Consider the following 21,363-nt stretch of genomic DNA (forward strand, 5'->3'; position numbering starts at 1 on the left):
AACTATTTTTTTCCGGGGGTTAAAGGCGTGAAAGTCATTTTCCCGTCTTCATATTTAGTTTCGGTTGGCCCATATTCACGGTTAGTAAATAGCTTATGACCAACTATGTCTAAGCGTACATTGGGATGCAGCTCTTTTTTAACCGTAAGCCTCGCATTAGAGAAGAACTGATCTTCCATCTGCTGGTTGTAATCGAGGGCAAAGTCTATTTGCACTAACTCTTGACGAGTATGATGCAAAGTAGCCGAGAGCTTGTCGGCCATGCCCTCTTCGCGATCTTCTTGCTTAGTTGAGCCCAACTTCATTTGAGCATCGAGTACCTTGCTCAGCTTATCATGCAAGGTGTGTTTGATATTGTTTAGGCTACGTCGCTCTTCTTGAATATCATCAAAATCACCAGAGATAGTAAGTTGCGTGGCAGTACCCGCTGTGGCGCCTAATACCACTGCGCTAATCTCTCCACCGGCATCAATTGAGCCACCAACCAAAGTGCCACGTAGGCCACTGGCATCGCTCACGGTGACTTTGCCATCGGTTTCTATTTTACTATGCAGAAGTTGGCTGGTAATAGTGACATCTTTACCTGCATCAATATGTGAATACTGAACAAAAGTAGCGTGTAACTCGCCCTTAGCATTAATGGTGCAAGAGTAATTTTCATCGCCTTCCATCAAACGATGACCAATCACTCCTTTGCCAACTACCACATCGCCACCGGCGGTAATACTAGCTGACTCTACAAAGCCATTAATGTGCACGTCGCCTGAGGCCTTTACTTTCATGCCGTCACCAACATTACCAGTAATCAACACGCTCCCGGCAAAATCAACGTGTCCGTAGCTTACATCGACACTCTTAATCGACAATACATCGTCGACTTTCATGCCATTTTCTATCTCAAGCGGTAAGCCGGTTCTATCGGCCAGCAATAAATTCGCGTCATTTACGGCAATCTTGGTGCCTTCGCCTACAGTGAAGGGCACTTCATGCCCTTGCTTAAAGGGAAGTTCCTCACCACAAACATTTTTGCCCGCCTGACCATGAGTATGAGGATGTCGACGCATTAGCTCTACATCAGGCTCTACCGTTTCCAAATTACCTAAGTCGCGCATGTCTACACGACCATCTTCGGTTTCTTTAGGTTTTAATAAACGTTCTTTAGGGGTAGCGACAAATCGTTCAAAGCGGCTGTCTTCGCCATCTACAGATTGGCGGCCAAGGGCAACCACTTTCTTAATTTTCACCCCGGGATCAGCTTGTTTGGCCGCAGCTAACAAGGCCAAGGCTCGTTTTTTTTGTAAACCAAACACCACGCCAGCTTCTTGCATGGCGCTAACTAAATCACCCTGAGAAATCGGATTACCACCATAAGCAGCAGTAATGGTGGCGCGCGCTACCATTTTATCTTCAGAAACATCGATAGTGACTTCGGCATTGCGAATGTTGGCTAACTTAACAAAAGTCTGCCCCCATTGCTCAATTAGGTCTGGAGATTCACGTAATTCAGCAAACTTAGCGACGGCGTCATCTATCGCCTCTTCATCAACTAAGTAATCACCAAAATTAGAGCGAAGAATTAAAGCTTTCACGTCGCTAACACTTACGTGTGATTCTTGAGGTGTTATCTCAATTAGTGCCGCTAATTTATCTTGGGATAAACGTAAACAGCTTAACTCCAGCATTCAATCCCCTTAACTTAATCCTTAGCTGCCAAATAATTGATTACTTAAGACAGCGCTTTCAACCTCATTATGCCTTGCAGCAGGTTGTTAACCAATACTAGCCTAAGCTTTAGTTTTCAACTAATTGAACTAGATCTGAATTTACTAATTTGAATTATCACACTACCGCAAAAATGCTCAAGCACAAACAAATTCAGTAATTTGTATGTCAAATATGATAATGAATGAGCAGGCTTGTTTATAACACCATGCAACATTACACAAATAAGCACCGGCTAGTTGGCAAAACGATAAACAGCAGCCTTGCGCACCAGAGCGCAAGGCTGCTAAGAAAAGACTATTGCTTGAGCAGCTTATAGTTTAAAACCTGGTTTGTGAGGTCTTCGGTGGTGATAGGCTCAACACTTAAACTTAAACCAGAGGTTTCTTCAGTAACCAGAATTGGCGTGACGTCGTTACGAACTGGGTAAGCCCCACATAACTCACCTTCGTCACAAATACGGTAATCATTGTCATGATCACTGCCCACTGTTAACTCATATTCACCAGAAAGCACCTCGGCGAAGCTAAAGCTAAACTCACCATTATTCATGTTCACTGATTGCTCATAGTAGGTAGAGCCTGTTTCTGGGTCGGACAACAGTACATACACTAAACCGCTGTCGCCGGCCTGAACGTTGCTCACATTCATTGAAACACCGAGATTCAGCTCACTACCATTGGATACGCTAAACACCACACTGGCGCCATAATTGCCGTCGCTTAAACCGTTACGGTTTACACTAAGTAAGTAATCTCCAACGCCGTTTGCATCTACATTTTGTGGGCTTACCGTTAACCAACTGGCATTGCTTTGGACACTGTTCACCGACAAACTCACACTGCCAATAAGCTCCACACTTACTTCAGCACTATCTTCGATAAAGCTAAGACTCACTTGATTAGTGCTCAAACTTAAGGCGCTTCTATCGGGCTGGTCAGTATCTAATTGCGAACGTACTGCTTTTTCGGCATTAATTAAGCCATAACCGTAAAGCTGATCGAAGCCATCACTTCCAATGTCATCGGTAATTTCACCCTGAGCAAGCAAATTCAGCACATCATCAGTGGTAAGCTCTGAATTAAGTTGACGCATCAAGCCGATAACACCTGCCACATGTGGCGCGGCCATACTGGTGCCGTTTAAGTACTGGTAGCTGGCAGAGTTACTGCTACCATTTTCTGCCACGTAAGTGCTATAAACGCCATCTCCGTAGCCATCACCATTTAAGTCGGCACTGCCATCACCACCCGGTGCAGCAACATCAATATATGAGCCATAATTAGAATATGAAGTGAGGTCTTTTGCGGCGTCTACCGCACTAACACCAATAACATTGGCAAATGCCGCTGGGTAACTAAACTGCGAGGTACTCTCGTTACCGGCAGCAGCAACCACAATCACACCGCTGGCTATTGCTTGCTGGGTTACCGAATCAAAGGCGCTGTCGTAACCACTTCCACCTAAGCTCATATTGATTACATCTGCGGTTTGGCTAGGCACACGATTTGAGGCATTGCTTAAGCCAGCCGCATATAAAATAGCTTGTGAGATATCCCAAGTACTACCGCCATAGCGGCCAAGCGTACGCAGATTCATAATTTTAGTATTGGGCGCTACGCCCGCGACGCCGAGGCTATTATCGGTTTGTGCCGCCACCGTACCCGCCACATGTGTACCGTGCCAAGAAGAGCCGCCACCCGGGCTAGTCAAGTCTCCAGGATCTTCGGGATTAGCATCAATACCATCGCCATCTAAGGCATTAGACGCATCGGAAATAAAGTCGTAACCGTCACTAGTTAACTGATTCCTTAAATCGGGATGATTCTGAAAAATGCCGGTATCAATAACCGCTACCACCACATCATTTAAGGTGCTGTTTTGCATGAGCTGCCAAGCATTATCTAAATTGATTTGTTCGTAGTGCCACTGGCGAGAAACCAAAGGGTCGTTAGACAAGGCAAAAGGTTGGTACAAATAGTTAGGTGAAACTGATTGTTCCACCCCGCCTAATTGGTAATGAAGGCGCTTAATCTCCAGCAAAGTACTGCGTTTGGCGGCATATTCATCACTAAACTGAGCACCTAAGCCATCTCCAGCGGTACTATTTAAGGCCACTGCTTGTTGGTCATTGCTTTGGTAAAGGCTCATGTTTGCTGACGATTGTGCTTGAGTCAGGCCTAAATCTTGAGTGCTAAGCGAAGCTGCCCGCCCAGCCAGATGCATAACCACCATTTGTTTGGCTACAAAATCTTGTTGGGTACTGAAATGCTTACTCTCAGGCAAAACAGCAGAGCTTTGACCGATCAGGCGTAAGGTGTAGTTACCTCGATATGGACCCGAATTAAAGGCGGTGTAAGCTTCCACAACAAGATAATAACTGCCAGTTTGATCAACACTTAACAACTCGGTTTTGTTAATGCCTAAAGAAGAGCTAACTTCAAACATGGTGTCTGCATTTATCAGACGTAAATCAAAATCGTTACCGCTAGTTTCCCAATCGGCAATTTCTAAAAACAAACGTTGATTAGCTTGTAAATCGACCCGATAAACATCACGTTCATCGGGTTCATTTACAAAGCGATCTTTAGCTTCACCAGTAGCATGGCTAGCTAAGTAGCCACTTACCGTGGCAATAGGTGGAAGTGGTTGAGCGTCGGCATAACTATTGTTCGTAAAATACTCATTACCAATATCATTAACATCACTATCTACCACTGTATTGACGGCGGTGGTTACCGTGCCGCTCACGGGATAGGTTTTTCCATCGAGCACTAAAACGCGAGTTTCAGCTAACTGCTCTTGGCCTTCAAAATCACGTGAAGCACGCACCATAAATACGCCTTCACTAGCGTAGGTATGCGACACAGCATTGCTGCCAAATGAAGTGGTTGAATTGCCGTCACCAAAATCCCAAGTAACTTGCACGTTAGTTAAGTCACTTGCAGTAGAGATTGCTTGAAAATTAACATCTAAGGGAGGGATGCCGGCACTTTCTGAGCTTAAAATAGTTAAGGCGGAAGCAGCGTCATTAGTAACCTGGATTACAGTGCTAGAGGTCGAGCTTAAATTATCATTATCTAAAACTGTTAAACGGACCGTATAGTTGCCTTCGCTGGCATAGCTTTTAGAAACATTGATTCCGTTTGCACCGCTACCGTCACCAAAGTCCCAAGTATAATCAACAATAGTACCGTCATCACTCGAGCCACTGCCGTCAAACTGAATAAGCTGCCCAATAACAGCTTCACTGCGACTTACACTAATGGTCGAACTCGGTGAACCGGCAGACGAGCCTGAGTCACCACCACCTCCACCACAAGCAAACAAAGCTATGCTAAGTAATACCGCTACTATCGCTTTCATATATTCCCTTACATCCACTATTTAGCGCTGTATATATACTACGCACTATATAGTCACAATTATATTAGGCTTATGTAAAGAAAGTGAAAATTTTGCCAAACCTATACGACATTGTTGTGATGAGCCAAGCAGTAACAGCGCACAATGCTAAAGTTACTTGGCAAACTTAGGTATTTGCCTTATCCCGCTTTAGTAGCTCATCATTTTGAACCGCACTGTCACCCTGCAACATAGCCTTTGGAATAGACCCTTTAGTAGGCACACTTTTGCCCTCTTGGCTAACCCCGGTTGCAGCGCTAGCAGTTTGGCTTGCCGCAGCTATTTGCTGGCTGCCTTCGGCAACAATATCAGCACTTGCTAAAGCCGCTTGCTCGGCCAGCTCTTCGGCAGTAGGTAATACTTGAGTAGCACTTGGATCACCCGACATACCAGCAACAAGAGCAGCAGCAATACCTTGGCCTAACTCCGTAAATTGCTTTTCAATATCGGCACGCAATACGCTTTGTAATAAATCAGTGCCCGCTAAGCCTGCCGCCACTGGATTGCCAGAGGCTAACCCCATGCCTATGTTCATAGCGGCGGGAGCCACATCCATAATGCCAACATCCACAGAACCCTCGGCTTTGTCGCCTGTGTTTGTAGCCGTAGCCAGCGCTTCAGTGTTTTGCTGAGTATCGCTTTTTGGGCTTAAAGCATCTTGTAGTTTTTGAGTAAAACTAGAGTCTGATTTTACTTCACTGGCTTGCTGATTGTTCACCTCAATCAACTTCGGCTTATAATCTAAGCTATTGGTTGCGAGCGGGGTGTTGCTATAAGAAGTTGTCATATTCTTCTCCTTCAATATTAATTATTGCGTGCTTTCAGTAAGGGCGAACGGATCATCTGTAACCGCCACCAATACGTCGCGAATCTGTATGTTAGCCATGTCGGAATAGCGCTCAGTCGCTAGTACCGCGCGGTCAGATTGCACCGACACTACCGTTAGCTGAGTTTGGTCTGCGTTAAATATCGGACCACGCAGTCCACCATCTAAATGCATTAAGTATTGCTGCCTAACCAGCTCAAACTTGTCACCTTTACGTACACCATTCATTTGTCCAATGTTGATTACCACTTGCCCGTTATACAGCCCAACTACCGTTGCCAAACTTTGGCGGCAATAGAGTGCATCCTCAACGTCACTAACTGATTGGTCGATGTAGGAGTCAATCAACTTGCCATACTCAGAGGACCAAAAGGTTTCACCCGTAACGTCCAACTTCATCGTCACGTCGAATGGCCATTCTCGATTAGACCCGTAATTTTTACGGAGTACCGTTTCTCCATTGATACCGTCAATCACGTAGAGTTTTATTTGAAAGTTGCGCAATTTAACGGTGTTTTTCATGCCGAGTAGGTTAGTGGTGGTTTCGTTGTAGCTCGACATGTCATTGATCTTGCCAAACAAAATATATTGCACGTCGTACTGTTGAGATAGGCTGCGTGCTACTTTGAGCATTTGCGGCTCTATATCATTGGCATAGCGACCATCAAACGCTATTTGACGAGTCATTAAGTGCCGGGCATCAACCCTTTTACTCTTTGATTTAAACCGGTGAAATAAGCGCTGCGAGACTTCTTCAGGTGTTCTATAAACCCCACCAAGCTGGGCATGTTCGCGCTTCTGCAATTGAAAAGGCCCTACAAACAAGGTTTTAGCGTAGCTATCTTTCTCGCAGGTATTTAAAGGAAATATGTCAGCGGCCACCTTCACAGTCATTTGGTCATCAATGATGGTCTCAACCAATAGCTTCATGTCATACACTTCGCCATTAGTACGCACCGTTAGTTCATCGGTTTCCAACACGCCAGACTTCACCACTTGCAGTGACTTTACACTGGCACCACCGCGATACATTAAGGTTAACAAAGCGTCTTGGATAGCCTGCTGACGAGCTTTATCTACTTGGCCGTCAACGATCTTGGCTTGGCCCTCACCCTCTAACCAAATAGCGTAACTGGGCAAAGTGATGCCCATTAACGTCAACAGACACACGCAAACTCGTAAAAATTTAGACATAATTAACGCCCTACAGTGGCCACATACTTCCGCCTAGGAATGAAGATAACCATCCTTGAGTTTGCACGTCAGCGTGATCACCAGTGCCACTAAACTCGATACGCGCATCGGCCACCTGGTAGGAACCAATCGAGTTGTCCTCTCCAACGTCTAACGGCCGCACAATACCGGTAAAGCGCATGTACTCTTTACCATTGTTGATTACTAGCCACTTTTCACCGCGTACAACCAAATTGCCGTTGTTCAGGATGTCGACCACCGAAACAGTAATCCTGCCTGACAAACGATGTCGCTGATCAGCATCTGAAGATCCGTCAAAATCTTGTTTTTGCTTCATTTCTAGCTCGACCACACGTCCGTTAATCGTTAGATTCCCGCCCGGCACAGTAACCGGATCAAGCTTATAGCTGTTCTCTTTACCAAGGTTTGAACTGGCCGATTTTGTCGCCGTGGCTTCCTCCTCCAAAAGCACTGTAATAGTGTCGCCTAGTGCAAAAGGTGGGGTATAACTATATAAGCTGCGTGAAGTATTGCTGTTAAACATTGAGCCGGTAATAATCACTTGATCCGCAGCTGGGCTAGGTTCAATAGGTGCATAAAAAGGATCATCGGGGATCGGAGAACGGCTATCGGTGCTTACTGTGACTTGGCGTTGATTGCGGTCTTCTCGCTCTTGAACGTTCTCCGCAACTTCTTCTACACCATCTACAATTGACGAACATGCTGACAGCAACAATACATTGCACAACATCACTACTCTGGTAATCATTGGTCTATTCCTACTTACGTTAGTTTCCGTTTACCGTTCTCTTTCCACTTGCTTTAACCTAGGCCCGAGCTTTTTATCTCGTTTATTGTAATTAGTTACCTAAGAAAGCCTTAGGCCACAAATAGCAAAGCAAATGCCACTAACGTCAGTAGAAACATATCCTTACGATAATCTAGCTGACAAAATCTTTACCTAACCGACAACATTCCGTCGTTTTTGCCGCTTTTAGCTAGGCACGACACAAAATGCAAATTAAATGCCACTAAATTCATAAAACTCAGTATTTTATAATGTTTATATAAATTGATATAAATTTTAATTCACTGCAGCCGATACAGCTTAGGTTGAGCAGAAAAACTAAGTTTTAGTCAAATAATCGGCAAAACTTACCTCAAGCCGGATAAAAGCTGCCTTTTTGATTTTCTATCTAGGCAAAGATTGCCTAGCAACTCTTACTGTAATTCTAGAAACCAACCAGCCTTAAAGTAAAAATCAACAAAAACAATTAGTTAAATACCGACTCAACGAACTTAACTTTTGCATCTCAATCAAGCTGGATCACTTTGCTAGGAGATGGCCTCCCAACAACTTACAAACTTCACGTTCACAAGCCTTTAGAACTGCAACCATTAAGCACGGCCAATGATGAAAGCGCTCTTTAATAAAAATGAGAGATAGGGAAGGGGATGATATGCCTGGGCGACTAAATCGCAGGCAATAAAAAAGCCCTCGTCGTTAGACGAGGGCTTAGTATGAGAGCCTGGCGGTGGTCAGGTGCGCAGCATAGGTGCTTCCGCTTCGGCCTGAAAGCGCTTCGCCCTTTCCGAGCGACCTCCGCCCTACTTTTGAAAGCAGGCCACGCTAGACACAAACAAAAAGGGCTTCCCAATCGGGAAGCCCTTTTCGATAATGAGAGCCTGGCGGTGACCTACTTTCACATGGGGAAGCCCCACACTATCATCGGCGCAGTTGCGTTTCACTTCTGAGTTCGGCATGGAGTCAGGTGGGTCCACAACGCTATTGCCACCAGGCAAAAACTGTTGTCTTTAACATTCGAAAAAGCTGAAATATCTCATGAGCACTAACAAGTATTCATGGTTTCTAAAATAAAGTATCTATAAGCAACACCCTTTAGGTGTTGTATGGTTAAGCCTCACGGGTAATTAGTACAAGTTAGCTCAATGCCTCACAGCACTTACACACCTTGCCTATCAACGTTGTAGTCTCCAACGGCCCTTCAGAGGACTTAAAGTCCTAGTGAGAATTAATCTCGAGGCCTGCTTCCCGCTTAGATGCTTTCAGCGGTTATCAGTTCCGAACGTAGCTACTGGGCAATGCTATTGGCATAACAACCCAAACACCAGCGGTTCGTCCACTCCGGTCCTCTCGTACTAGGAGCAGCTCCCCTCAATTCTCAAACGCCCACGGCAGATAGGGACCGAACTGTCTCACGACGTTCTAAACCCAGCTCGCGTACCACTTTAAATGGCGAACAGCCATACCCTTGGGACCGACTTCAGCCCCAGGATGTGATGAGCCGACATCGAGGTGCCAAACACCGCCGTCGATATGAACTCTTGGGCGGTATCAGCCTGTTATCCCCGGAGTACCTTTTATCCGTTGAGCGATGGCCCTTCCATACAGAACCACCGGATCACTATGACCTACTTTCGTACCTGCTCGACGTGTCTGTCTCGCAGTTAAGCTGGCTTATGCCATTGCACTAACCGTATGATGTCCGACCATACTTAGCCAACCTTCGTGCTCCTCCGTTACTCTTTGGGAGGAGACCGCCCCAGTCAAACTACCCACCAGACACTGTCCGCAATCCCGATAAGGGACCAACGTTAGAACATCAACACTACAAGGGTGGTATTTCAAGGTCGGCTCCACGTCATCTAGCGACAACGCTTCAAAGCCTCCCACCTATCCTACACATGTAGGGTCAATGTTCAGTGTCAAGCTGTAGTAAAGGTTCACGGGGTCTTTCCGTCTAGCCGCGGGTACACCGCATCTTCACGGCAATTTCAATTTCACTGAGTCTCGGGTGGAGACAGCTTGGCCATCATTACGCCATTCGTGCAGGTCGGAACTTACCCGACAAGGAATTTCGCTACCTTAGGACCGTTATAGTTACGGCCGCCGTTTACCGGGGCTTCGATCAATAGCTTCGCGCGAACGCTAACCACATCAATTAACCTTCCGGCACCGGGCAGGCGTCACACCGTATACGTCATCTTTCGATTTAGCACAGTGCTGTGTTTTTAATAAACAGTTGCAGCCAACTGGTATCTGCGACTCTCAGCAGCTTAGGGAGCAAGTCCCATCACCATCAAGAGCGTACCTTCTCCCGAAGTTACGGTACCATTTTGCCTAGTTCCTTCACCCGAGTTCTCTCAAGCGCCTTGGTATTCTCTACCCAACCACCTGTGTCGGTTTGGGGTACGGTTTCGTATAATCTGAAGCTTAGAGACTTTTCCTGGAAGCAGGGCATCAACCACTTCGTGTCCGTAGACACTCGTCATCAACTCTCAGCGTAATGTAAACCCGGATTTGCCTAAGTTTACCGCCTACTGCCTTTCACGTGGACAACCATCGCCACGCTGGCCTAGCCTTCTCCGTCCTCCCATCGCAATTATACGAAGTACAGGAATATTAACCTGTTTCCCATCGACTACACTTTTCAGTCTCGCCTTAGGGGCCGACTCACCCTGCCCTGATTAACATTGGACAGGAAACCTTGGTCTTTCGGCGAGGGGGCTTTTCACCCCCTTTATCGTTACTCATGTCAACATTCGCACTTCTGATACCTCCAGCAAACCTTACGATTCACCTTCAACGGCTTACAGAACGCTCCTCTACCGAGCATGCAAGCATGCTCCCGTAGCTTCGGTGGTATGTTTAGCCCCGTTACATCTTCCGCGCAGGCCGACTCGACCAGTGAGCTATTACGCTTTCTTTAAATGATGGCTGCTTCTAAGCCAACATCCTGGCTGTCTAAGCCTTCCCACATCGTTTCCCACTTAACATACACTTTGGGACCTTAGCTGACGGTCTGGGTTGTTTCCCTTTCCACGACGGACGTTAGCACCCGCCGTGTGTCTCCCGAGTAGTACTTGATGGTATTCGGAGTTTGCAAAGGGTTGGTAAGTCGGGATGACCCCCTAGCCTTAACAGTGCTCTACCCCCATCAGTATTCGCTCGAGGCGCTACCTAAATAGCTTTCGAGGAGAACCAGCTATCTCCCGGTTTGATTGGCCTTTCACCCCCAGCCACAAGTCATCCGCTAATTTTTCAACATTAGTCGGTTCGGTCCTCCAATTGGTGTTACCCAATCTTCAACCTGCCCATGGCTAGATCACCGGGTTTCGGGTCTAATCCCAGCAACTATGCGCGCAGTTAACACTCGGTTTCCCTACGGCTCCGCTATTCGCTTAACCTTGCTACTGAAATTAAGTCGTTGACCCATTATACAAAAGGTACGCAGTCACCCCACGAAGGGGCTCCCACTGCTTGTACGTATACGGTTTCAGGTTCTATTTCACTCCCCTCACAGGGGTTCTTTTCGCCTTTCCCTCACGGTACTGGTTCACTATCGGTCAGTCAGGAGTATTTAGCCTTGGAGGATGGTCCCCCCATATTCAGACAACATATCACGTGTGCCGTCCTACTCGATTTCACTTAAAGTAGATTTTCATGTACGGGGCTATCACCCTGTATCGCCATCCTTTCCAGAATGTTCCACTAATCACCTAAAAGCTTAAGGGCTAATCCGGGTTCGCTCGCCGCTACTACCAGAATCTCGGTTGATTTCTTTTCCTCCGGGTACTTAGATGTTTCAGTTCCCCGGGTTCGCCTCGCAACGCTATGTATTCACGTTACGATACTGCATAAAATGCAGTGGGTTTCCCCATTCGGAAATCCATGTCTATAACGTCTTTTATCGACTTAACATGGCTTATCGCAGATTAACACGTCCTTCATCGCCTCTGACTGCCAAGGCATCCACCGTATACGCTTAGTCACTTAACCATACAACACCTAAATGTTGTCGCTTAAATCACTTGAATGGTCAGGCTGTATAATTCCTGCCATTCGAGTACGATCACCTTATTTTTGAATACCAAGAACACTTGTTATTAAACTCATATTCTTGAGATATTTTTTTATCAGCTTTTCCAAATTGTTAAAGAGCAATTGGTTCCTTAGAAACCAAAGCTAAGCACTATATAAACAAATGCTTAGCTTTGTATTCTCAAACCAGTGAGAGAAAATGGTATCCCGTAGGGGATTTGAACCCCTGTTACCGCCGTGAAAGGGCGGTGTCCTAGGCCTCTAGACGAACGGGACACTGCAGTAGCTGTTCTCGTTGGTTCTACACCACACTAGAACTTCTCTCTTTTCTTTTTCATCAAGCAATCTGTGTGAACACGTCACAAAACCTAAGCATCATAATAAGGAGGTGATCCAGCCCCAGGTTCCCCTAGGGCTACCTTGTTACGACTTCACCCCAGTCATGAACCACAAAGTGGTGAGCGTCCTCCCGAAGGTTAAACTACCCACTTCTTTTGCAGCCCACTCCCATGGTGTGACGGGCGGTGTGTACAAGGCCCGGGAACGTATTCACCGTAGCATTCTGATCTACGATTACTAGCGATTCCGACTTCACGGAGTCGAGTTGCAGACTCCGATCCGGACTACGACATGCTTTTTGGGGTCCGCTTGCTCTCGCGAGTTCGCATCCCTCTGTACATGCCATTGTAGCACGTGTGTAGCCCTGCCCGTAAGGGCCATGATGACTTGACGTCGTCCCCACCTTCCTCCGGTTTATCACCGGCAGTCTCCCTAGAGTTCCCACCATTACGTGCTGGCAAATAAGGATAGGGGTTGCGCTCGTTGCGGGACTTAACCCAACATCTCACGACACGAGCTGACGACAGCCATGCAGCACCTGTATCTGAGTTCCCGAAGGCACCAAACCATCTCTGGTAAGTTCTCAGTATGTCAAGGGCAGGTAAGGTTCTTCGCGTTGCATCGAATTAAACCACATGCTCCACCGCTTGTGCGGGCCCCCGTCAATTCATTTGAGTTTTAACCTTGCGGCCGTACTCCCCAGGCGGTCTACTTAATGCGTTAGCTGCGTTACCCACGAGTTAAACTCACAGACAACTAGTAGACATCGTTTACGGCGTGGACTACCAGGGTATCTAATCCTGTTTGCTCCCCACGCTTTCGTACATGAGCGTCAGTTTTTGTCCAGGTGGCCGCCTTCGCCACTGGTATTCCTTCAGATCTCTACGCATTTCACCGCTACACCTGAAATTCTACCACCCTCTACAAAACTCTAGCTTGCCAGTTCCAAATGCCATTCCCAGGTTGAGCCCGGGGATTTCACATCTGGCTTAACAAGCCGCCTGCGTACGCTTTACGCCCAGTAATTCCGATTAACGCTCGGACCCTCCGTATTACCGCGGCTGCTGGCACGGAGTTAGCCGGTCCTTCTTCTGTCGCTAACGTCAAAGATATAACGTATTAAGCTATACCCCTTCCTCACGACTGAAAGTGCTTTACAACCCGAAGGCCTTCTTCACACACGCGGCATGGCTGCATCAGGCTTTCGCCCATTGTGCAATATTCCCCACTGCTGCCTCCCGTAGGAGTCTGGGCCGTGTCTCAGTCCCAGTGTGGCTGATCATCCTCTCAAACCAGCTAGGGATCGTCGCCTTGGTAAGCCATTACCTTACCAACTAGCTAATCCCACTTGGGCTAATCTTTACGCGAAAGGCTCCGAAGAGTCCCCTCCTTTGGTCCGAAGACATTATGCGGTATTAGCAGTCGTTTCCAACTGTTGTCCCCCACGTAAAGGCATATTCCCAAGCATTACTCACCCGTCCGCCGCTCGTCATCTTCTAGCAAGCTAGAAATGTTACCGCTCGACTTGCATGTGTTAAGCCTGCCGCCAGCGTTCAATCTGAGCCATGATCAAACTCTTCAATCAAAAGTTTTTTCGCTCAAAGTTAAAAACTGAAATTATTACTGTGTTTTACAGTGCAAGACTCCAGTTCACTTAAGCTTAATTTTTTCGCTTAAGGTCCCGTGAGTGCTCACACAGATTGCTTGATAAATTGTTAAAGAGCGTTGCTTCTTGCCGAAGCGAGGTGCGCATTCTACGCTTTCCTCTGTGGCTGTCAACCGCTTTTTAATATTAATTAAGAAGAAGTTTTTCAACCGGCTAACTCAGCCCTAGGCCTTGCTAACCCTGACGTAGCCTTGCTTCGCTTTAGTGCGCTGCGTGCCGTGTCAGTGGATGTGCATTATAGGGATCAGATTTTATAGCGCAAGCATTTATTACAGAAAAATTAAAATAACTGCCTTTATGAACAATATTCGCCCCAAACGCTTATTAATTACACTTTAATCGCCATATTTAGTCCCTATAGAGGTAGATAAGTGCCCCAAACATACCTTTCGTTTTCACCAATGCGCTATTTTCTATCTAATACTTTAGATAGTCATGGCTTAGCTAATTAGTCGTATTGCTGGTATTTAAGTCTATCTCACTATTTGTATTGAGGAAGGGATGTCGTAAGCTGGGTTTTATATATAAGGACCGACAGCGGAGTAAGCAATGAGTGTGAAGTCATTTTCTGGATTTAGCCCTATTTTAGGTAAAGAAGTATGGGTAGACCCCAGTGCTGTATTGTACGGTGAGATAAAACTTGGCGATGACGTAAGTATCTGGCCTATGGTAGCAGCACGCGGTGACGTGAATCATATTCAAATTGGGGCACGCTCTAACGTTCAAGACGGTAGCGTTTTGCACGTAACCCGTAAAACAGAAAACCCACCTTATGGCTACCCTTTGATTATTGGAGAGGATGTAACCGTAGGTCACAAAGCTATGCTACATGGTTGCACCATTGGGAACCGTGTATTGGTGGGCATGGGCGCAATAGTGTTAGACGGTGTGGTGGTTGAAGATGATGTAATGATCGGAGCAGGTAGCTTGGTACCGCCTCATAAACGTTTAGAGTCAGGTTACTTGTATATGGGCAGTCCGGCTAAGCAAGCTCGTCCTTTGAATGAGAAAGAGAAAGCCTTTTTAAGTGAATCGGCCGACAACTACGTGCGCCTGAAACAAAAGTACCTAGAAGAACAGGTTTAAACAATAATTTCGCCATTAGGCTCGAAGTCTTCCTGCTGTAGCTTTTGCTCTAGCAGTTCTTCGATATCAAATTGAACACTATGATAAGCCTCGAGCATTTTATCGTCGTTAGTTAGCGGTAGTCCCACCAAATGCTCGAGGGTAGTTTTACGAATAGCACATTGCACTCGCGCACCCATTACCTGAGCGCTAAATTCAACACACTGATTAACAGCCTGCCAACGTTGATCGTCACTTATTATAATGGCTTGATTCATAATTTATTTACTCCGGCAACGGACTAGTTGTTTTTTCTGCGCGCTGTTCTTAAAGTGTTGCCATTGAACCGACAAACTGCAAGTGAAAATTAGATGATAACTTGGCAATGCTTGGCCTTTAATCAACTTAATACCCTACAGCTTTATCAAATGATGATGCTGCGCGAAGAAGTGTTTGTTGTTGAACAAAATTGCCCCTATCAAGACGCCGATGGAAAAGATTTGCAGGCTAAGCATGTAATGGCCTATCAAGATACTGAACTAGTAGCTTATGCACGCATCTATACTAGTGAGCCATTAAGCGCTCATATCGGCAGAGTTGTCACCAAAGCCAGCGCAAGGAGCAAGGGGCTAGGGCAACAACTTATGCAGCAAGCTATAAGCCAATGCCAACAACACTGGCCCAACGCTACCATTCACATTTCTGCACAACGCTATCTGGAAGATTTCTATCAAGGCCTTGGTTTTGTTATCTGCAGCGAACCCTACCTTGAAGATAATATTCCACACATAGGAATGGAAATAAGGGCTAACGACTAAGGTTACGGCGTAATTCGCGTAACACCTGACGAAAACCAGGACGAATGCCGCGCCAAACAGTGAAGCTTTCGGCGGCTTGGCCCACCAGCATGCCTAAACCATCAACCACTTTTGCTGCTCCTTGCTCTACAGCCCAAGCATTAAAGGCGGTAACATCGGCAGAGTAGGTCATGTCATAACATCGAGTGGTGGCTTGAATTAACTCTGCCTTTAATGGCGGAAGCTGCCCCTTAAGGCCTGCCGAAGTAGAGTTAATGATAATATCAAACTGACCTGACAAGTCTTCGAAAGAACTACTAGAGACCTTACCAAACTCACTAAAGCGCTCGGCAAGCGCTTCGGCTTTAGCCACCGTGCGGTTAACAATTACCAGCTCGCTAATTTGCTCATCTAATAAAGGACGGATTACCCCACGCGCAGCACCGCCCGCGCCTAACAACAATACACGCAAATCTTTTAGTTCGCCGAAGTTGGCAATTAAATCTGCAACTAACCCAGCGCCGTCGGTATTATCGCCAAGAATAATACCGTCATCGGTTAACTTTAGCGTGTTCACCGCTCCAGCTAATAAAGCCCGCTCGGTATGTTGCTGTGCAGCTTGGAAAGCTTGCTCTTTAAATGGCGCAGTAACATTGCAGCCCTTCCCGCCTTCTTGCCAAAATTTAGCAAGAGCGTCTGCAAAGCCGTCTTCTGCTGGTTCAATGGCGGTATAACTTAACTGCTGCTGGGTTTGGCGAGCAAACAAAGTATGAATGAAAGGAGACTTCGACTGGCTAATTGGGTTGCCAAATACTGCGTATAAATCCATTAGGTGCGCTACTAAAACAAATAATAACGCACCTTAACAAGGCTTTAAGAAAAAGCCAAAGTACAAAGTTGAAAAATTAACTCAGTAACGGCGCAATAATTAATCTTCGTCGTCAATCTCTGGACCATCTACCTCTTCAACATCGTCATCATCGCTGTTAGCGGCTGTTTCGGTCACACTGGCTTTAGGCGGATTACTCACTAAACCATGAAATGCTTTGCGGCCAGTAAGCTTTTTATATTTAAGCCAGACCTTCTGCTCGGCGGTTTCGGGCTCGGCATCGCCACGGCATACCGATACAAAGTGAGATTCAATATCATCCACGGGCTCGCGGATAGATTCATCAAGCTCTTTAAACGCGCTACCGCAGCGCTCAAGTAACTCGGCTTCTTTAATGGTGAAGGCGCCGCTGCGAGAAAAGCCGCGGCGAAAGTTTTTATCATCTGCAAATCGGCGTTTTGCCGAAAACGATCCATTCATAGCTCAGACTCAACTAAAAAAAAATCATCAAAAGTGGGGGACTTAAAACCCAACAGTTAAAATAATTAATCCATAGTCGACATTCTTGCAAGAAAATAAGTCGGTTTTTTTACAGTGTTTAGCTCGCCATCTCTAACCAGTTTTGCGGAACCAAATAACGTTGATATAAACGCTCTTCTGGGCTACCTGATTCTGGCTGCCAGTTATACCGCCACTTCACCAAGGGCGGTAAGGACATTAAGATGGATTCGGTGCGACCACCCGACTGCAGGCCAAACAAGGTTCCGCGATCGTAAACCAAATTAAACTCAACATAGCGGCCACGACGGTACAATTGAAAATCTCGTTGTTGCTCGCTAAATGGGCTGTCTTTACGTCGCTCTACAATCGGCAAATAGGCATTTAAAAAGCCTTCGCCAACGGCTTGAGTAAAGGCAAAGCTCTGAGCAAAACCAGTTTCATTGAGATCATCAAAAAATAAGCCTCCTACACCCCGCGTTTCGTTACGATGTTTTAGGAAGAAATAACGGTCACACCAAGCTTTATATTTAGGATAAACATCCTCGCCAAAGGGTTGGCATAAATCAGCTGCGGTTTGATGCCACGAGATACAGTCTTCGTCAAAGCCGTAATACGGGGTTAAATCGAAACCACCACCAAACCACCAGATAGGCTCTTCACCTTCTTTTTCTGCCACAAAGAAGCGCACGTTAGCATGTGAAGTAGGTACCATTGGATTGTTTGGGTGAATCACCAAGGAGACCCCCATCGCTTCAAAGTGACGGCCAGCCAACTCTGGGCGCTGCGCAGTAGCGGAAGCCGGCATTTCCTTGCCACAAACGTGAGAGAAGTTGACTCCCGCTTGCTCAAATACCTTACCATTAGTAAGCACCCGAGTACGACCCTCGCCAGTTAAGCCTTTATGCTCTGCTGGGTCACGCTGCCAATCATCATGCAAAAATGTTGCTGCGCCATCTTGTAATTCCAGTTGCTGACAGATGGATTGTTGTAGCGTGAGAAAGAATTGGCGAACGGCTTCGATATCAACGTCTTGCATAAGGCTTCCTGTATTCAATCTAGGCGCGGATCACTTGCCCAGTAAAAATGTCTTTTATTTGGCTAGTTTGTTTAGCGGCGCCCAACGCCCCGTCTAATGCTAAACCCAAGCCTTGCAACTTAGCTGCTTGCTGCGCAGTTTCGGCCGGGGCTTCGCCACTGTAATTGGCCGAGGTAGACACAATTGGCTTACCTAAACCGGCACACAGCTTTGCAACAACAGGATGCTGGGTTAACCGCACCGCCACGGAGCTAAATTGCCCACTAATCCACTTTGGTGTTTTGGCAGATACTGGCACTAACCAAGTAGTTGGCCGCGCTTGAACACTCACTAACAACTGCTGCTGTTCGGCAGATAACGCAGCATAGTCGATGTAAGGCAATAAGTGCTCTAACTCGGAGGCGAGCAATATAAGCCCCTTTTCAACAGGCCGGCGTTTTATTGCCAGAATTTGTTCTACTGCCGCTTGCTTATCAGGGTCACAGCCAAGGCCGTAAACCGCTTCGGTTGGGTAGGCTAATACCAAGCCTTGCTTAAGTGTGGCAACGGCTTGCTCAATTGAATCACTTACTGGAGTAACTAAAGAGTCGGTCATTATTTTTGCACTTTAACTAAACTATGAACTAATAAAAACTGCAGCGCAGCACATACCACTACCGATGGCCCCGCTGGGGTATCTTGATACCAAGACAAACACAAACCAAGCACTACTGAGATAGCGCCAAAGGCGATGGCAAACAATGCCATTTGCTCGGGAGAGCGGCTTAAACGACGGGCCGTTGCAGCAGGAATTAATAACAGCGAACTAATAATTAATGCGCCAACTATTTTCATGGCTATTGCAATAACCACCGCCAATAATAGCAACAGCAGCGCACGCATCATGCCCACGTTTACACCCTCCACCTCGGCGATTTGCTCATTCACCGTGGCCGACAATAGCTTGTTCCACTGGCTCAGCAATAAACCAAGTACTAAGGCACCGCCGCCCCAAATCCACAATAAATCTTGTTGAGTTACCGCTAGCAAATCACCAAACAAATAGGCCATTAGATCAATGCGCACATTGTCCATTAAAGCAACCACGACTAAACCTAAAGACAAAGCCGAATGCGCCATAATCCCCAGTAAAGTATCGCTAGCTAGCTGCTTGTAGCGCTGTAGTGATAACAAAATTATAGCCAGCATAACCCCGCTAAAGACCACCGCTATCACCGGGTTGATTTGCAACCATAAACCTAGCGCTACACCTAATAACGAGGCATGCGCCAAGGTATCGCCAAAATAAGCTAAACGGCGCCACACCATAAATGAGCCCAGCGGCCCCGCTAATACCGCAATACCTAAGCCTGCCAATAAAGCATTTACTAAAAAATCGTCCATGTGCTAGTTGTTCTCTTCAGTGCTTGGCTGATGATTGTGGTTATGGTCGTGATCGTCACAAACATGGTGATGGGTATAAACGGCTAGCTGTTGGCGTTCGTTTTGCGCAAAAAGCCGCGCGAACTCTGGATGTTGAGCCACGCTCTCAGGCTCCCCATGGCAGCACACATGGTGATTTAAACAAATCACATGGTCGGTGCCCGCCATTACCAAATGCAAATCGTGAGAGACCAACAGCACCCCGCACCCCATTTGCTGAGCGATATCAGCAATCAATTGATAAAGCTCTATCTGCCCAGAGATGTCGACTCCCTGCACGGGTTCGTCTAATACCAGCAGTTGCGGCTCACCCAACAAGGCCCGCGCCAACAATACTCGCTGCATTTCGCCGCCAGACAAACGCACCATTTGCCGCTTTAGCAAGCTATCAATACTAAGCTGGCGAATAACCTTAGTTAAACCTGACTTAGAAGAATGCCGAGCTAGCTTAAGAAAGCGCTCCACGGTGAGTGGGAACGATTCATCTAAACTGATTTTTTGCGGTACGTAACCAATACGTAATTTTGAAGCACGTGTAATATCACCGGTGTCTGCAGAAATAAGGCCCAAAATAACCTTAATCAAGGTGCTTTTACCGGCACCGTTAGGGCCAATTAATGTGGTAATTTGACCACGGTTCAACTCCAACGAGACATGGTCGAGAACCATGCGCTGGTCAAAGCTAACGCAAATATTGTTAAGCGAAAGTAAAGTGGTCAATCCTGCATCCTATAGATAACTAGCTGAATAAGCCCCAGTGGCGTTTACTAGGGCGCGCTATTCTACACTAGATGTTACACTATCGTATTATTTTACCAAATCACTCTCAAAATCTTGTATGCGTAACCTGCTTTTTGTTCTGATGTTCTTCGCTATACCAAGCTGGGCCACAAGCCCAAACATCTTAGTTAGTATTAAACCTTTGCAACTCATTGTTAGTAGCTTAAGTGAAGGTGAACTCAATGTTGATTACCTAGTAAGCCCCAATTTATCGCCGCACGATTATGCGCTGCGTCCATCGGATGTGCGTGCACTGCGCCAGGCCGATTTAGTTATTTGGGTAGGTGATGAGCTAGAGCCATTCTTAAGTAAACCGCTTAGCCAAACCAGTGCCAGCCAGCTAACACTGCTAGACATACCTCAGCTAGAACTAATTGATGGCGATGAAGGCCACGATCACCACCATGGTGACCACCACCACGAAGTAGACCCGCACATTTGGTTAGGCCCCAATGAAGCTAAGCTTATTGCGGCTGCAATTACCGAGCAGTTAATTGCTAAGATGCCCGAAGACAAAGCCAAATTAGAGCAGCAGCTTGAACGCTTTAATCAAGAGCTAGCAAAGGTAGTGAGCAGCATTAATCTGCAACTCCAAGCGGTTAAACAGCAAGGCTATTTTGTTTTTCACGATGGTTATAGTTATTTTGAACGCGAGTTTGGCTTAAATCGTTTAGGTGAATTTACCATTAACCCACAGCGTCGCCCTGGCGCTAAAAGCTTGCTGAATATTCGCCAGCAGTTAGAGCAAGGCAAAGCCAAATGTATCTTTGCTGAACCACAATTTGATGGTGCATTGCTAGAAAGCATTAGCCAACACAGTGGCGCGCAAATTAGCTTGCTCGACCCTCTAGGGATTAGCGTAAGCAATGACAAAAACGGCTACTTTGAATTGCTGCAGCAACTGGCCGACTCTTACCACGAGTGTTTAAGCCACTAAC

At 46.5% G+C, this 21,363-nt stretch carries 15 protein-coding genes, 1 tRNA gene and 3 rRNA genes; 3 read left to right on the forward strand and 16 right to left on the reverse strand.

Annotated features, from left to right (window positions below):
- Positions 1 to 2: 2 nt before the first annotated feature.
- The 9 genes from OAG1_RS20390 to OAG1_RS20430 all read right to left on the reverse strand — a co-directional run bounded on the left by OAG1_RS20390 (position 3) and on the right by OAG1_RS20430 (position 13,914).
- Complete coding sequence (locus tag OAG1_RS20390; protein ID WP_016403094.1) at positions 3 to 1,682, reverse strand: FapA family protein; 1,680 nt, start codon at positions 1,680 to 1,682, stop codon at positions 3 to 5.
- A gap of 337 nt (positions 1,683 to 2,019) precedes the next feature.
- Positions 2,020 to 5,088 (reverse strand): S8 family serine peptidase, encoded by a 3,069-nt coding sequence (locus OAG1_RS20395; RefSeq protein ID WP_338622527.1) that lies wholly within the window; start codon positions 5,086 to 5,088, stop codon positions 2,020 to 2,022.
- A 166-nt stretch (positions 5,089 to 5,254) separates the two neighbouring features.
- Positions 5,255 to 5,914 carry a hypothetical protein gene (locus OAG1_RS20400; RefSeq protein WP_338622528.1) on the reverse strand — a complete coding sequence of 220 codons (660 nt, stop codon included), beginning with the start codon at positions 5,912 to 5,914 and terminating at the stop codon, positions 5,255 to 5,257.
- 21 nt (positions 5,915 to 5,935) lie between these two features.
- Entirely contained in the window at positions 5,936 to 7,147 is a 1,212-nt protein-coding gene (locus tag OAG1_RS20405; protein ID WP_338622529.1) for a flagellar assembly protein T N-terminal domain-containing protein, read from the reverse strand.
- Between the two features lie 10 nt (positions 7,148 to 7,157).
- Complete coding sequence (locus OAG1_RS20410) at positions 7,158 to 7,916, reverse strand: flagellar basal body L-ring protein FlgH (protein WP_016403089.1); 759 nt, start codon at positions 7,914 to 7,916, stop codon at positions 7,158 to 7,160.
- A 915-nt stretch (positions 7,917 to 8,831) separates the two neighbouring features.
- A 5S ribosomal RNA gene (gene rrf, locus OAG1_RS20415) occupies positions 8,832 to 8,947 on the reverse strand.
- Positions 8,948 to 9,058: 111 nt separating this feature from the next.
- Positions 9,059 to 11,948: ribosomal RNA gene (locus OAG1_RS20420) — 23S ribosomal RNA — on the reverse strand.
- 242 nt (positions 11,949 to 12,190) lie between these two features.
- A tRNA-Glu gene (locus tag OAG1_RS20425) sits at positions 12,191 to 12,266 on the reverse strand.
- A gap of 105 nt (positions 12,267 to 12,371) precedes the next feature.
- Positions 12,372 to 13,914, reverse strand: a 16S ribosomal RNA gene (locus OAG1_RS20430).
- Together the 16S, 23S and 5S rRNA genes with 1 tRNA gene alongside form the textbook arrangement of a ribosomal RNA operon.
- Before the next feature lie 630 nt (positions 13,915 to 14,544).
- On the opposite strand from OAG1_RS20430, the gene OAG1_RS20435 reads away from it, so the two are divergent.
- On the forward strand, positions 14,545 to 15,081 hold the full coding sequence (locus tag OAG1_RS20435; RefSeq protein WP_338622530.1) for a gamma carbonic anhydrase family protein: 537 nt from the start codon (positions 14,545 to 14,547) through the stop codon (positions 15,079 to 15,081).
- Here OAG1_RS20435 and OAG1_RS20440 read toward each other — a convergent pair.
- Positions 15,078 to 15,338, reverse strand: coding sequence for a DUF1488 domain-containing protein (locus OAG1_RS20440; RefSeq protein WP_338622531.1), 261 nt, complete (start codon positions 15,336 to 15,338; stop codon positions 15,078 to 15,080). The genes OAG1_RS20435 and OAG1_RS20440 overlap by 4 nt on opposite strands.
- 93 nt (positions 15,339 to 15,431) lie before the next feature.
- On the opposite strand from OAG1_RS20440, the gene OAG1_RS20445 reads away from it, so the two are divergent.
- Positions 15,432 to 15,878, forward strand: coding sequence for a GNAT family N-acetyltransferase (locus tag OAG1_RS20445; protein ID WP_338622532.1), 447 nt, complete (start codon positions 15,432 to 15,434; stop codon positions 15,876 to 15,878).
- Here OAG1_RS20445 and aroE read toward each other — a convergent pair.
- The 6 genes from aroE to znuC all read right to left on the reverse strand — a co-directional run bounded on the left by aroE (position 15,868) and on the right by znuC (position 20,365).
- Positions 15,868 to 16,686, reverse strand: a complete 819-nt coding sequence (aroE, locus tag OAG1_RS20450; RefSeq protein WP_338622533.1) for a shikimate dehydrogenase — start codon at positions 16,684 to 16,686, stop codon at positions 15,868 to 15,870. The two genes, OAG1_RS20445 and aroE, sit on opposite strands and share 11 nt — an antisense overlap.
- 99 nt (positions 16,687 to 16,785) lie before the next feature.
- Positions 16,786 to 17,166 carry a DUF413 domain-containing protein gene (locus tag OAG1_RS20455; RefSeq protein WP_016400041.1) on the reverse strand — a complete coding sequence of 127 codons (381 nt, stop codon included), beginning with the start codon at positions 17,164 to 17,166 and terminating at the stop codon, positions 16,786 to 16,788.
- A 118-nt stretch (positions 17,167 to 17,284) separates the two neighbouring features.
- Positions 17,285 to 18,223: an oxygen-dependent coproporphyrinogen oxidase gene (hemF, locus tag OAG1_RS20460; RefSeq protein ID WP_338622534.1), complete on the reverse strand. Its 939-nt coding sequence runs from the start codon at positions 18,221 to 18,223 to the stop codon at positions 17,285 to 17,287.
- Between the two features lie 19 nt (positions 18,224 to 18,242).
- The gene (locus tag OAG1_RS20465) at positions 18,243 to 18,818 is read right to left on the reverse strand and encodes a Sua5/YciO/YrdC/YwlC family protein (protein ID WP_338622535.1); all 576 of its coding nucleotides are present in this window, start codon (positions 18,816 to 18,818) and stop codon (positions 18,243 to 18,245) included.
- Positions 18,818 to 19,606, reverse strand: a complete 789-nt coding sequence (gene znuB / locus OAG1_RS20470; RefSeq protein ID WP_152785446.1) for a zinc ABC transporter permease subunit ZnuB — start codon at positions 19,604 to 19,606, stop codon at positions 18,818 to 18,820. The genes OAG1_RS20465 and znuB overlap by 1 nt, the downstream gene beginning before the upstream one ends.
- A gap of 3 nt (positions 19,607 to 19,609) precedes the next feature.
- Positions 19,610 to 20,365 (reverse strand): zinc ABC transporter ATP-binding protein ZnuC, encoded by a 756-nt coding sequence (znuC, locus tag OAG1_RS20475; RefSeq protein ID WP_338622536.1) that lies wholly within the window; start codon positions 20,363 to 20,365, stop codon positions 19,610 to 19,612.
- A gap of 118 nt (positions 20,366 to 20,483) precedes the next feature.
- Here znuC and znuA point away from each other — a divergent pair, with 118 nt between their 5' ends.
- A complete protein-coding gene (gene znuA, locus OAG1_RS20480; protein WP_338622537.1) occupies positions 20,484 to 21,362 on the forward strand; it encodes a zinc ABC transporter substrate-binding protein ZnuA in 879 nt (292 codons plus the stop codon).
- Position 21,363 lies beyond the last annotated feature (1 nt).

Source organism: Agarivorans sp. OAG1 (genome assembly GCF_037076485.1).
GTDB lineage: Bacteria > Pseudomonadota > Gammaproteobacteria > Enterobacterales > Celerinatantimonadaceae > Agarivorans > Agarivorans albus.